Below are 12495 nucleotides of genomic sequence, written 5' to 3' on the forward strand. Positions count from 1 at the left end.
TGTCACTCCTCGTGGTTCGGTGGCGAGCGCGTCAGGAGGCGAGCCAGCCGCCGTCAACGTTGATCAGCTGGCCGGTGAGGTATCGCGACGCATCCGACAGGAGGAACACGGCGGTGCCGCCGAGGTCGGCCGGCGTCCCGAGCCGGCCCATCGGGATGCGGCCGAGGATGCGCTCCTGGTTCTCGCGCCGGCTCAGCAGGTCCTCGGTGAGCTTCGTGTGGAAGTAGCCGGGGCCGATGACGTTCGCCCGGATGCCCGTCCGGGACCATTCCGTGGACAGGACGCGGGCGATCCCGAGCAGCGCGGTCTTGGACGCCGCGTAGGGGGCGATCCGGGGCAGTCCGAGCGTGCTGTTGAGCGAGCCGACGAAGACGTGCGATCCCGGGCGGCCGTCCGCCTGCTGCGCTCGCGCGATGGCGGTGCTGAGGAAGAACGGCGCCTCGACGTTCATGGTCTGCACGAAGCGCCAGTCCGCGATGGAGACGTCGACGGCGTCCTTGCGCACCTGGACTCCGGCGGCGTGCACCACGCCGTCAATGGGCCGGCGTTCGCCGATGGCCGCGACATGCCGGGGGATGGCCTCGATGTCGGAGAGGTCCGCGGGGTGGGCGCCGCAGTCGCCGTCGAACTTCTCGATGATGCGGACCGTCTCGTCGAGCTGATCCGTGGAGCGCGCCATGATCGTGACCCGCGCTCCCGCGAGTGCGGCCGAAACCGCTATGCCCTGGCCGAGACCCCGCCCACCGCCGGTGACGAGGACGTGCTTGCCGGCAAGGCCGAAGTCGGATGGGGCGACGGCGATCGTGTCGATCTTGTCCAGCTCGCCGGCGTCGTCGTGCGTGCTCATTGCTCTCCCGGGTCGGTGGAAGTACCTCGTGCGTCTTCGACGTCGGGCACGAGTTCGCTGCTGGTCTCGAGGATCCGGATCAGGTGCCGCCGGGCGAGACGGCCGGCCTTCTTCGCGTCTCTCTCGAAGATCGCCTCGGCGATGGCCGTGTGCTCCGCGAGAGTCTGGCCGCGGGCCGCCTGGTAGCCGAGGCTGGGCTGGTAGGCCTTGCGCAGGTAGTCGTTGACGGGGTTGACGATGTGGATGAAGAACGGGTTGTGCGACGCGAATGCGATGGCGGTGTGGAACTCCAGGTCCGATTCGAGCGCGGCCTCATGGCTGTCGCCCGAGGCGGCGAAGGATTCGATCGCCATGCGGATCCGCCGGGCATCCGCGGGCGTGTGCCGCGCGGCGGCGTACTCGGTCATGCCGATCTCGAGGACCAGTCGCATCTCCATCAGGTGCCGGAAGCTGCCCTGCATCAGCTCCAGCATGAGCTCGTACTGACGCGACATGCTCGTGCCGTCGAAGTCGGCGACGACCATGCCCCGGCCGGGGCGGATGTCGACCAGGCCCCTCTCGACGAGGATGCGGCTCGCCTCCCGGATGACGGTCCGGCTGACGTCATAGTGCTCGACGAGTTCCGGTTCGGTGGGGAGGCGGTCACCGGGCTTGAGCCCGTCCGCGATGAGCCGGTCCTTGATCGCGTCGGCGACGTCCTCTGACAGGCGGTGACGTTTGGTCCGTACGGCCGGGCGCCTCGGCCCGGTGGCGTCGGCAGTCCTTCGGTCGGTCGACATCGCGGAGCCCTCCGTCTTCGTGTGTGACATCTCTCGTCGATCTAGATGATCTGGCATCGGAGCGGCTCGTCGCGCAGCGCACGCCCAGCTTCATCGCTTGCGAGTTCTTGGAGCCTACGGAGGGAGTCTTCGTCATAGAAGGCGGCGTGCGGGGTGAAAATGATCTCGGGTACGTCACGCAGTGGTGACTCCAGGGGCAGCGGCTCGGGGTCGGTCACATCGAGGACGACCGCCGCGAGGCGGCCCTCGGATATGGCCGTGGCCAGAGCCGCTTCGTCGATGAGGGGGCCCCGCGCGGTGTTGACCAGGACAGCGCCCGGCTGCAGCTCGGCGAAGAAGTCACCGTTGATCATCCGGAACGTCTCGCGGGTGCTCGGCGCGTGCAGGCTGATGGCGTGGGATCGCCGGGCCAGCTCGACCAGGTCCACGCTCTCGATGCCCAGCCGTTCGAAGGTTTCGGACCGGCAGAACGGGTCGTAGGCGATGAATTCGAAGCCGAACGGCACCAGGCGGGTGTGCAGGGCCTGGGCGATCCTGCCCAGGCCGACGAGGCCGACCACCATGGATCGGAAGCCCCGGATCGGGCCGACGTCTCCGGGAAGCACCCAGCCTTCGCCGCGGATGCGGTGGTTGTAGACAGGGATGCGCCTGGCCAGGGCCAGCAGGCCGGCGGCGGCGTGGTCGGCGACCGTCTCGACGCCGTAGTCGGGCACATTGGCGACCCGGACGCCGAGTTCTCGCGCGGCGTCGATGTCCACGTTGTCGTAGCCGATGCCGTAGCGGATGACGGTGGCGCCCGGTCGCATGCGTGAGAGCACCTTGTGCGTGATCGGCGCGAAGTTGACCAAGACGACGTCGGCGCCGTCGACGGCGGCGGCCGTCTCCGCCTCCCCGGTGCAGGAGAAGCACGCGAAGCCGGCGCCGTTGGCCCACGCGGCTCGCTCTTCGAACGAGACATCACGAAATGCGTGATCAGTGACTACGACCTTCTTGTTCACCGTTCGCCCTACTCAGGTTCCTGGGCCTGGGGGTACTGCCAGGCATGGGTTTCGGGCCGCCGAAAATCTATCCGGAAGGCTCTTGATCGCATCATATGATGATTGCTATGTTCCTCCGCAAGTGCCACATGAGCCACGCGGGGCTAGGGGGGCCAGCGGCAAGCTCGCACAGTCGAGAGGAACCCCATGAACACCATCGGACTACCGCCATTCGCTTCTTCCGGGAGCGTGCACGGCTCCAGGAGACCGCTACGGCTGGCCGCCATCGCCGGTCTCACCCTGATCGGCATGGGCCTGGCCGCCTGCGGGGGCAAGGCGCCCGCGACGGCCGGCGCGCAGAGCGGGCAGCTCCGTGTGGGCATCTTCGTGGACAACGCCTTCGGTGACGGCGACTTCTTCGACCAGGCCGCGAAGGCGGAGGAGCCGCTGAAGAAGGACAAGGGCGCCGTCGTCAAGACGTACGAGGGTCAGCTGCAGGCCCAGAACTTCGCGCCGATGCTGCAGGACGCGGCGGATGCCAACGACCTCGTGTTCGTTCTCGGCTTCGAGGCGATCGACGCCCTGGTGAAGGTGGCCAAGGAGAACCCGAAGACCACCTTCGTCTTCATCGACGGCGCCGTAGACGGCCCGGACGTCGTGTCGGCTCAGTTCCGCACCGCCGAGGGCTGCTTCATGGCCGGTGCGCTCGCCGCCACGGTGAACACCGCGAAGGGCAAGGACGCCGCCGGGTTCATCGGCGGCGTGAACGCTCCTGTGATCAAGAACTGCCAGTCCGGCTACGAGCAGGGCGTCCACCAGGTGGTGCCGGACATGAAGGTGGCGGCGCAGTACGTCGGCTCCTTCGTCGACCCCGCCAAGGGCCGTGAGGTCGCGATCGCCCTGGCGAAGCAGGGCACGTACGCGGTGTTCCCGTACGCCGGACTGTCCGGTGCCGGGGCGTTCGACGCCGCCAAGTCCGGCGAGGACCTCGCGCCGATCGGCGTCGTCACGGACAAGAGCAACCTCGCCCGCGGCAAGACGCCCGGGAGCCTGGAGATGGGCGTCGACGCCGTCATCCTGCGGAGCACGGACAGCTTCAAGGCCGGCGAGCTCACGCACGGTACCAAGTCCAGCTACGGCTTCGCCGAAGGCGGTTGGTCGATGATCTACGACAACACGTTGCTCACACAGGAACAGCGAGACAGCCTGCAGGCGATCGAGCGGAAACTCGTCAGCGGGGAACTGAAGATCGCGTGAGTGAGCCGCTGACGAATGCCGGCCGGCCACTCCTGAAGCTCGCCGGCATCACCAAGACCTTCGGGCCGATCACCGCCAACGAGGATGTGACGTTCGACCTCGAACCGGGCGAGATCCACGCCCTGGTCGGCGAGAACGGCGCAGGCAAGACGACGCTGATGCGCGTGCTGTACGGGATGTACCAGCCGGACGCGGGCACGATTCACGTGGACGGCGAGCAGGTCGAGTTCAGGAAGCCCTCGGACTCGATCAGATACGGCATCGGCATGGTCCATCAGCACTTCATGCTGGTGCCGACCTTCACCGTGGCGGAGAACATCACTCTGGGAGCGGAGCCGGGGCGCGCGGGACTGTTCGACCGGAAGGCGGCCGACGAGGCCATCAGGAAACCCATGTCCCGGCTGGGCGTCGATCTCGCGCCGAACACGATCACCGGCACGCTGAACGTCGCGACGCAGCAGAAGATCGAGATCACGAAGGTGCTCTACCGGGGTGCCCGGATCATCATCCTGGACGAACCGACCGCGGTCCTCACCCCGCAGGAGACCGACGAGCTGTTCGTCCTGCTCCGCAAGCTGGCGGACGACGGATCGTCGATCATCTTCATCTCGCACAAGCTCCGCGAAGTGTTCGCCGTGGCCGACCGCATCACCGTGCTGCGCGACGGGCGCACCGTGAGCACCTCGGCCACGGCGGCCACGGATCCGAAGCAGGTCGTGGCCGCGATGACGGGCCGCGGCGACGTGAACCTCGGCCGCGTGCACCGCGACGCCGCGGTCGCCGACGTGGTGCTGCGAGCGGAGGGCATCTCGACGGCCAAACACCGACACGATGCGGCGCTCGACGGTGTGTCGTTCACCGTCCGCTCCGGCGAGATCGTCGGCATCGCCGGCGTCGAGGGCAACGGCCAGTCGGTGCTCGCCGAAGCGCTCATCGGCACGGTGCCGCTCACGGCCGGGACGGTGAACCTGGGCGGCCGGGAGATCACCGGGCTCGGTGTGGCGGATCGGCGCACGCTGGGGTTGTCGTACGTTCCCGAGGACCGGCACCTGGAGGGCATCCCGATCAATGGATCGGTGCTCGAAGGACTGTCCGCGGGCCGCCTGCGGTCGCGGCGGTCGTGGCGATCGTGGGGCCGTGCCTTCCCGAAGGCGATGAGGGCGTGGGGCAGCGAGCTCATCGAGAGGTACTCGATCAAGACGCCCGGCTACGACGCCCGGTGCAGCACCCTCTCGGGCGGCAACCAGCAGAAGATCGTGATCGCGCGCGAGCTGGAGGAGAACCCGAGCTGCCTCATCCTCGCCCAGCCCACCCGGGGCGTGGACCTCGGGGCGATCGACTTCCTGTACGGCCGGATAGCGGAGGCGACCGCCCGCGGGTGCGCGGTCCTTCTCATCTCGGCGGACCTGGACGAGATTCTGCGCCTCTCGGACCGGGTGCTCGTCATGTACCGAGGCCGGGTGGCGGCAGAGGCGCGCACCAGCGAGACGAGTCGGGAGCAACTGGGCATGCACATGATGGGCGCGAAAGTGACGGAGACGGCGGCGTGAGCACATCCACGACCGCGGGTCCGGGCAGGCGCGGCATCCTGCGGCGGTCCGGCGCGCGGGTCCCGGGCCGGGCGACGACGCGGTTGGCGTCCGCGGGTTTCACACTGATCGTCGGCCTGGCGATGGCCGTCCTGCTGATCCAGATGCAGGGGTTCGAACCGTTCAGCACGCTCGCCGCCGGCGTCCAGTACGCCGTCGGGGACCCCACCAGCATCGCCCGCACGATCGCGTGGGGGCTCCCGCTGTACGTGGCGGCCATCGGTGTGGCGATCGCCTTCCGTTCCGGCATGTTCAACATCGGCGCCGAGGGCCAGATCTACGCGGGAGCGATGGCGTCCGCCCTGGCCGGCGCCTATCTCGGGCCGATGTTCACGGGGGCGCATCTCGCGCTGTGCATCCTCGCGGCCGCCGCCGCCGGAGCAGGTCTCGCGGGCGCGCTCGGCTGGCTCCGCGCCGCCTGGGGCGTCGACGAGGTGCTCTCCACGCTGCTGTCGAACTACATCGTCATCCTCTTCTGCGCCTACCTGGCGACGGGGCCGCTGCGCGATCCCAGCCGGCAGAGCGGGACGACGCGCGAGGTCGTGGACACGGCGAGGTTCGCCGAGATCCTCCCCCGTACCGGCCTGACCGGAGTGGTGTTCCTCGTGGTCGCCCTGTGCGCGCTGGGCTGGTGGCTGAGCGAGAAGTCCGTCATCGGATACCGCTGGCGGATGACCGGCGAGAGCCCGGCCTTCGCGGACGCGGCGGGCATCGACGTGAAGGGCTCTCGGAGCGCCTCGATGGTCGCCAGCGGCGCTCTGTGCGGCATCGCCGGGGCGGTGCTCGTCACCGCCTCACAGGGCCGGTTCTGGACCGAGATCGGTTCCGGGATCGGCTGGGACGCGGTGCTCGTCGCGCTGATCGGCCGGGCCCGTCCGGTGGCGACCCTTGTCTGGGTCACCATCTACTGCGTCATGCGAGCGGCCGCCCGGGGCGTCGAGCAGGTTTCTACCGTGCCCTCGGAACTGTCCCTGATCCTCATCTCCGCGATCATCATCGCCGCGGCCGCCCGCGCGGGCGTGTTCGGCCAGTTCGCGGCGTTTCGGCACCGCTTCCTGCGCACGAAGGGACGTTGACGGATGGAATGGCTTGACGCGTTCCTCGCGTCCGGGATCCGGTTCACGACCCCGATCTTGCTGGCGGCTCTGGGCTGCCTGGCGACGAGCTGGACGAAAGATCTGAACGTCGGTCTTGAGGGCGCGATGCTCTTCGGGGCGTTCTTCGGGGTGGTCATGGGTCTGACGACCGGGTCAGGGCTCGCGGCCGTGCTGCTCACCGTGCTGCTGGGCATGGTCGCCGGCGCGTTGTTCGGCTACGTGATCACGGTGCTCCGGGTGAACGTGTTCGTCGCCGGCATCGTGCTCAACGTGTTCGGCTCCGGCGCGACCGTATATCTCCTGCGCTCCCTGTTCGGGGTGAAGGGAACGCTCAGCGATGACCGGATCCCGACCATCGGGAAGATCACGATCCCGGTCGTGAACGACATCCCGATCGTCGGCGGCGTCCTTTCCGGCCACACGGTCCTCACCTATCTGAGCTGGGTGCTGGTCGTGCTGACGCTCCTGGCGGCGCGGCACACCGTGCTGGTACGGCACATGAAGGCCGCCGGGGAACATCCGGCGGCGCTCGCGACGGCCGGCGGGAACGTGACGCGCGTGCGCATCCTGGCCCAGGCGTGGTGCTTCGGCCTGTGCGCCCTCGCCGGCATGCAGCTCAGCATGGGCCAGTTGTCCATGTTCACCGAGGGCATGACCAGCGGTCTCGGGTTCGTCGCACTCGCCGCGGTGATCTTCAGCCGCGGGCGCGTGCTGCTGCTCGCTCTGATGTCGCTCGGCTTCGGCCTGTCGTCATCGGTCGCGGTGCAGATCAACGAGGAGATCATGCCACCGCAGTTCGCCCAGATGATCCCGTACGTCGTCGCGTTGGTGGGCCTCGTCGTGCTCGCCCGAACCTCCCGGGACGGCGCGGCGCGTATCGCCACCCCGGCGATGGAGAGTTGAGGTGGATATGGAGAGCAGAGAACTGTCCACGACGGACGTCGAGCTGTTCGACCAGGCCAGGCGGTTGCTGGAGCGAGCGCACCACCCCGTGCGCCATCAGGTCGCCGCCGCGGTGGTCACCGACTCCGGTGCGGTCTACCTGGGCCTGCACGTGGGATCGCGTCGCATCAACGTCTGCGCGGAGTCTTCCGCGATCGCGAACGCCGAAATGGCCGGGGACTCCACCATCAGGGGCGTGGTCGCGGTGTGCAAGGACGACAGCGGCCGCGTCGTGGTGACGAATCCGTGCGGGGTGTGCCGCGAGCTCCTGGGCACCTACGGCCGCGAGGCGGACGTCATCGTCGACCTCCGGGGCCAGGTCCGGAAGGTCCGCGCCATGGATCTCATGCCGAACCCCTGGATGTTTCCACATGAGAACGACTGGTCTGTTGAGACCCCCAAGAGCGAGAGGGCGTAGATGCCGAATCCGATCGTCACTGACATCTGCCTGGTCACCCGCGACATGGAGAAGGCGATCGCCTTCTACACGGAGAAACTCGGCTACCGCCTCGCGCACCGGATGCCCGGGTTCGCGGATTTCGAGGGGCCGGGCCCCATCCTCGCCCTGTGGGACGCCGAGAGGATCCGCGAGACCACGGGGGTTCCCGCGCAGCGGACCGAGCCGGAAGGCCACGGCGTCATGGTCGCCGTGAAGCTTGGGTCACCGGCTGCCATCGACGAGATGTACGAACGCCTGCTGGCTCGCGGTGTCGAGTTCTATCGGCCGCCGATGGACTACCCCTGGAACGCGAGGTGCGTCTACTTCGCGGGCCCGTGCGGCGAGTTCTGGGAGTTCTTCGCCTGGTACGACGGTGGCGAGCCAGGCGGGGTGGACGCGCACGACGGCGTCCCCGAATCGAACAGCTAGTGCGACGACGCCGTCTCGCGTAGCAGTCGGGGCGGTGGACATGGACCGGACAAGAGATGTGAGCTGATGATTTCCGTTGAGGAGATTCTGCCCAGAGACGCGGAGTCGGCCACTCTGGTGGGCCGCGTTTTCGACCCCGAGTCGCAGGGGCCCTGCGTGGTGGTGGTCGACGGCACGGAGGTGGTCGAGATCACCGACGTCGAGCCCACCGTCTCGACCCTGTTCGAGCGAGAGGACCTGCACGACGCGGTCGCCTCGGCTCGGGCGGGGCGGCGCCGGTGGTCATTGGAGCAGTTGGCCGCCGCGTTCGCCGACGAGAGGGACCGCTCGGTTCCCAGGCTGCTGTCACCGATCGACCTGCAGGTGATCAAGGCCGCTGGGGTGACGTTCGTCGAGAGCATGATCGAGCGCGTGATCGAAGAGCGGGCGAAGGGTGACGCGTCACGGGCGGTCGCGATCCGGGAGCAACTCGCCGAGGTCGTCGGCGGTGCGATTTCCGCGGTCAAGCCCGGCACGGAGAGCGCCGTGCAGGTGAAGGAGGTCCTGCTGCGAGAAGGCCTCTGGTCGCAGTACCTGGAGGTCGGCATCGGGCCCGACCCGGAGATCTTCACGAAGGCGCCCGTGCTGTCCTCGGTGGGTACCGGCCAGTCGATCGGTGTGCTGAGCCGGTCCTCCTGGAACAACCCGGAACCGGAGGTCGTCCTGGCGGTGCGCTCGGACGGCACACCGGTGGGCGCGACGCTCGGCAACGACGTGAACCTCCGCGACTTCGAGGGGCGCAGCGCCCTGCTGCTCACCGAGGCGAAGGACAACAACGCTTCCTGCGCCATCGGCCCGTTCGTGCGGCTGTTCGACGACGCGTTCGGCATGGACGACGTCCGCGACCTCGACGTGACCCTCACGGTGACCGGAGAGGACGGCTTCGTCCTGGACGGGGCCAGCTCTATGAAGAACATCAGCCGCGACCCCGTCGAGCTGATCCATCACGCCTACGGAGACCACCACCAGTATCCGGACGGATTCGTTCTGTTCACCGGAACGCTGTTCGCGCCGACTCAGGACCGGTTCGCTCCGGGCGCGGGATTCACGCACCTGCTCGGCGACGTCGTGCGCATCGCCACCCCTCGGCTGGGGGTGCTGGTGAACACGGTGGATCATGCCGAGTCCGCCCCTCGCTGGGAAGCCGGGATCTGGGCTCTGGTGAAGAGCCTGCGCGCTCGGGGACTCGTCTAGCCGGCCAGGGGACGCACGGCGTGTTCGGCCACCCTCGGCGTGGAGTGGCCGGGATTCGTTTCAGGAGAGGGGAACACGGATGTACAAGGTCACGAATCCGGCAACCGGTGAGGTCGTCGAGAACTTCGCAACCGCGACGGACGACGAGATCCGGGACGCGATCGATCGCGCGCATCGCGGTTACCTGTCGTGGAGGGAAAGGCCGGTCGCCGAACGGGCCGGAATCGTGAAGCGGGCCGCGGAGCTCTTCGCGGAGAGGACCGACGAGCTGGCCGCCATCATCACGACGGAGATGGGCAAACGGATCGAGGAAGGCAAGGGCGAGCTGGCGACGGTCGTCGACATCTTCACCTACTACGCCGAGAACGGTGAATCGCTGCTGGCCGACGAGCCATTGACGATCAAGGGTGGTGAGGCCGTCATCCAGAAGTGCCCGATCGGGGTGCTGGTCGGGATCATGCCGTGGAACTATCCGTACTATCAGGTGGCCCGGTTCGCCGCGCCGAACCTCGTGCTGGGTAACACCATCCTGCTCAAGCACGCGCCGAACTGCCCCAAGTCGTCCGCCGCGATCGAGTCGCTGCTGCGCGAAGCCGGTGTACCCGCGGACGCGTACATCAACGTCTACGCGACCCACGACCAGATCGCGTGGACGCTCGCTGATCCCCGAATCCAGGGGGTGTCCCTGACCGGCAGCGAGCGGGCGGGCGCGGCCGTCGCGGCTGAGGCGGGCAAGAACCTGAAGAAGGTCGTCCTGGAACTGGGCGGCTCCGACCCGATGGTGATCCTGGACGCGGACGACCTCGGCGAGACCGTGGAGATCGCGGTCGCGTCCCGGATGGGCAACACCGGGCAGGCATGCAACGCGCCGAAGAGAATGATCGTCATGTCCGGCATCTACGACGAGTTCGTGGAGAAGCTGTCGAAGAAGATGTCGCAGTACACCCCCGGCGACCCCACGGATCCCGCCACGACGCTGGCGCCGCTCTCCTCGAAGGAGGCGGCGGAGCGCCTGGTCGACCAGATCGAGACGGCCGTCCGGCAGGGCGCGACCCTGCGCGTGGGAGGGCGCCACGTCGAGGGTCCCGGCGCCTACGTGGAGCCGACGGTGCTGACGGACGTCACCCCGGAGATGGACGCCTACTCCGAGGAACTGTTCGGCCCGGTGGCGGTCGTGTACCGCGTGAACAGCGAGGCGGAGGCGATCGAGCTCGCGAACGACACCCCGTACGGCTTGGGCTCGAGCGTCTTCAGCGCCGACCTCGACCGGGCACGACGCGTCGGCGCGCGGATCGAGGCGGGAATGGTGTACCTCAACGCGGCCGGCGGTTCGCAGGCGGACCTGCCCTTCGGCGGGATCAAGCTGTCCGGCGTCGGCCGCGAATTGGGCCCTCTGGGCATGGAGGAGTTCATGAACAAGAAGGTGTTCCGGCTGTAGCCGACGGCCCGGGGCGTCACCGCCCCGGGCCGTCGTGTCATCCCGTATCCCAAGCGCCGGAGGTCAGCGCTTGACCCGGACCCAGTCCCTGGCGCTGGAGGAGCCGTCGGCCTCGTCGTTGCCGGCGAAGACGACCTTCCAGTACCCGGACTTCGACGCCTTGGTCTTGGTCCAGAACTTGCCGGACCCGTTGGTCCAGGTGCTCTTCACGTACTTCCAGGAGCCGTACTTCGTCTTGAACCAGACGGTGACCTTCTGGTGGCCGTATCCGGTCCAGCCGCCGTCCCACGCCTGGAGCTTGCCCTTGAAGGCGAGGTACTTGCCGTACTTCACCGGCTCGGGATAGGCGTTGAACGAGATCACGCGGGTGTCCAGCGACGCCGGGGGTTCCGGCTGCGGCCGGACCACGTCCACGTGGTCGTCCGCGTGCGAGCCGCCCAGACCCTTACCGCCGGCGTACTCCGCGCGCCACCAGCCCGAGGCGTTCGCGGTGACGTCGGCGGCGAACCGGCCGTCACGGCCGGTCCAGGCCGAGGTGACGTACCGCCACGAGTAGGCGCCGTCCGCCTTGAACAGCAGGTTCACCTTGGCGCCCCTGATCGGGTCCCAGATGCTCCAGGAGCCCGCCTCGACCTTGCCGCGCAGGCGCAGCGTGCCGCCCGCGTTCACCGGCTCGGGTGAGGCGTCGAACGACAGGCGGGAGGCCCGCGCCCGTTCCCGGACGTCGACCCGGTCGCTGTCGCTGACCGATCCCTCGGTCTCGGCGGAGCCAGCGTACTCGGCCCGCCACCAGCCCGACCTGTCCACCTGCTGGTCGACGCGGAACCGGCCGCGGGAGTCGGTCGTGACGGTCCTGACCTGGCTGTAGGAGCCGCCGACCGGCTTGAACGCGATCTGGACGGCCTGCTTGTCGTAGGCCTTCCAGCTTCCGCCCTCCTTGTACGTCAGGGCGCCGCTCAGCCAGACCTTGCCGCCGCGGTCGACGGCGTCGGGGGTGGCGGAGAAGTCCAGGTCCGTGATCCAGTGGACCGAGAACCCCTTGCTCGACTCGGACGACGCGCCGTCCTTGGTGGCCGTGGCCACCAGCTTCCAGGCGCCCGGCTCGTCGCTGAACTTGAACGTGTAGCTCGCGGTGTAGTTCGGTCCGCCGCTCACGGTCAGGGGGACGCTCTTGCCGAGGGGGTCGACGAGCCTGGCCGTGCCCGTGCCCTCCCCGGCGCTGAATCCGAACGTCGCCGTCTTCCCCGCGCCGTCGTTCACGACGACGGGATCGGGTGACGCCTGGAGTGCGGTGGGTGCCGCCGGAGCCGCGGTCGCGCCGGCCGGCGCGGCGACGAGCGCCACACCACCCAGCGCCAACGCCACGGCGACGGCACTGATGCGTTTCAACATCTCGGGTGATCCATCCTTCCCCGGGTGGGTTGAACGCGGCTTTGAGGGTGCCACGTCTTCCTTTACCAGTAGACGG

The 12495-nt window shown here is 68.4% G+C and carries 12 protein-coding genes; 8 read left to right on the forward strand and 4 right to left on the reverse strand.

Features of this window, described 5'->3' with window-relative positions; translation table 11 throughout:
- Positions 1 to 31: 31 nt before the first annotated feature.
- Genes AB0I59_RS06000 through AB0I59_RS06010 form a run of 3 tightly spaced genes read right to left on the reverse strand, consistent with a single transcriptional unit; the run spans position 32 to position 2624 of the window.
- On the reverse strand, positions 32 to 847 hold the full coding sequence (locus tag AB0I59_RS06000; protein WP_358130516.1) for an SDR family oxidoreductase: 816 nt from the start codon (positions 845 to 847) through the stop codon (positions 32 to 34).
- Positions 844 to 1626 (reverse strand): FadR/GntR family transcriptional regulator, encoded by a 783-nt coding sequence (locus tag AB0I59_RS06005; RefSeq protein ID WP_358130519.1) that lies wholly within the window; start codon positions 1624 to 1626, stop codon positions 844 to 846. Before AB0I59_RS06005 ends, AB0I59_RS06000 begins: the two co-directional genes overlap by 4 nt.
- Positions 1627 to 1667: 41 nt before the next feature.
- A complete protein-coding gene (locus AB0I59_RS06010) occupies positions 1668 to 2624 on the reverse strand; it encodes a C-terminal binding protein (protein WP_061261254.1) in 957 nt (318 codons plus the stop codon).
- Positions 2625 to 2810: 186 nt separating this feature from the next.
- Here AB0I59_RS06010 and AB0I59_RS06015 point away from each other — a divergent pair, with 186 nt between their 5' ends.
- From AB0I59_RS06015 to AB0I59_RS06050, 8 genes are all read left to right on the forward strand, one after another.
- Entirely contained in the window at positions 2811 to 3860 is a 1050-nt protein-coding gene (locus AB0I59_RS06015; protein ID WP_082777622.1) for a BMP family lipoprotein, read from the forward strand.
- Positions 3857 to 5410, forward strand: a complete 1554-nt coding sequence (locus AB0I59_RS06020; RefSeq protein ID WP_061261252.1) for an ABC transporter ATP-binding protein — start codon at positions 3857 to 3859, stop codon at positions 5408 to 5410. Before AB0I59_RS06015 ends, AB0I59_RS06020 begins: the two co-directional genes overlap by 4 nt.
- Positions 5407 to 6525 (forward strand): ABC transporter permease, encoded by a 1119-nt coding sequence (locus AB0I59_RS06025; protein ID WP_358130523.1) that lies wholly within the window; start codon positions 5407 to 5409, stop codon positions 6523 to 6525. Before AB0I59_RS06020 ends, AB0I59_RS06025 begins: the two co-directional genes overlap by 4 nt.
- A 3-nt stretch (positions 6526 to 6528) precedes the next feature.
- On the forward strand, positions 6529 to 7449 hold the full coding sequence (locus AB0I59_RS06030; protein ID WP_358130526.1) for an ABC transporter permease: 921 nt from the start codon (positions 6529 to 6531) through the stop codon (positions 7447 to 7449).
- Positions 7450 to 7456: 7 nt separating this feature from the next.
- Positions 7457 to 7906 (forward strand): cytidine/deoxycytidylate deaminase family protein, encoded by a 450-nt coding sequence (locus AB0I59_RS06035; RefSeq protein ID WP_061261249.1) that lies wholly within the window; start codon positions 7457 to 7459, stop codon positions 7904 to 7906.
- On the forward strand, positions 7907 to 8356 hold the full coding sequence (locus AB0I59_RS06040; protein ID WP_061261248.1) for a VOC family protein: 450 nt from the start codon (positions 7907 to 7909) through the stop codon (positions 8354 to 8356).
- A gap of 66 nt (positions 8357 to 8422) precedes the next feature.
- Positions 8423 to 9589 (forward strand): fumarylacetoacetate hydrolase family protein, encoded by a 1167-nt coding sequence (locus AB0I59_RS06045; RefSeq protein WP_358130530.1) that lies wholly within the window; start codon positions 8423 to 8425, stop codon positions 9587 to 9589.
- A 79-nt stretch (positions 9590 to 9668) separates the two neighbouring features.
- On the forward strand, positions 9669 to 11027 hold the full coding sequence (locus AB0I59_RS06050; protein WP_358130533.1) for an NAD-dependent succinate-semialdehyde dehydrogenase: 1359 nt from the start codon (positions 9669 to 9671) through the stop codon (positions 11025 to 11027).
- A 63-nt stretch (positions 11028 to 11090) separates the two neighbouring features.
- On the opposite strand, the gene AB0I59_RS06055 is transcribed toward AB0I59_RS06050, so the two are convergent.
- Positions 11091 to 12419 carry a hypothetical protein gene (locus AB0I59_RS06055; protein WP_358130537.1) on the reverse strand — a complete coding sequence of 443 codons (1329 nt, stop codon included), beginning with the start codon at positions 12417 to 12419 and terminating at the stop codon, positions 11091 to 11093.
- Between the last annotated feature and the right edge of the window lie 76 nt (positions 12420 to 12495).

This window comes from Microtetraspora glauca, assembly GCF_040656155.1.
GTDB classification, from domain to species: domain Bacteria; phylum Actinomycetota; class Actinomycetes; order Streptosporangiales; family Streptosporangiaceae; genus Microtetraspora; species Microtetraspora glauca.